General features: G+C 38.9%; 1 protein-coding gene. It reads left to right on the plus strand.

What is annotated here, in order from left to right; all coding sequences use genetic code 11:
• Positions 1–160: 160 nt before the first annotated feature.
• The coding region (locus tag AC6HVZ_RS19595) for a helix-turn-helix domain-containing protein (protein WP_497559796.1) at positions 161–890 on the plus strand (730 nt) is incomplete at its 3' end.

An 890-nucleotide genomic window follows, 5' to 3' on the forward strand; every position in this document is an offset into this window, starting at 1 on the left:
TATCATCATATTTTATGGGCAAATTAATTCTACCATATTTATCGAACGAAAAAAATATAATCCACCCCACATAAATTTTGCCTATGAATCTATTGACGGAAAAAGTAGAATAAAGGCAGTGGATAACCGGTTGTCCTTCTATCAAAAGGAGGAAAAGTTCATGAATGAAAAAACACGGGAAGAAATTGCTTTATTTCGTTATGGCTTAATTGCGCCATTATTGAATGGACAAATAGAGCCAAAGGACTATTTTCAAGAAATGGAGGGGAAAATCCATCAAATTCCATACTATGGAGAACGAAAGATTGCAACGAAAACAATGCAAGAATGGCTTCTTCATTATCGAAGGAATGGGTTTGATGCATTGAAGCCAAAAAGGCGTTCGGATCGAGGCAATTCCAGGAGGCTTTCTCCAGATGATAAGGATCATCTTCTGGAAATAAGAAATGAATCGCTTCATATGCCAGTCAGTGTGTTCTATGACCAATTGATTAAGCGTGGAGAGATAACTAAAAATCAAGTTTCCTATGCCACTATTAACCGATTACTGAAAAAACATAAGCTGGCTGGTAGAAACCATATGAGCTTTCATCCGGAAAAAGAACGTAAACGATTCGCCTATGATAAAGTGAATGTATTGTGGCAGGCGGATCTATCGCATGGTCCCTATATACCAATTGACGGAAAGATGAAAAAGACGTTTCTTATCGCATATATCGATGATTGTTCCAGGCTCGTTCCTTACGCACAATTCTTTATTTCTGAGAAGTTTGATGGATTGCGGGAAGTGACACGGGAGGCGCTCATACGGCGAGGAAAACCGAGTATCATTTACGCCGACAACGGGAAAATATATCGCTCAGAAACGCTACAATATGCATGTGCTCAAT

It is taken from the genome of Oceanobacillus sp. NCCP-135 (assembly GCF_059698015.1).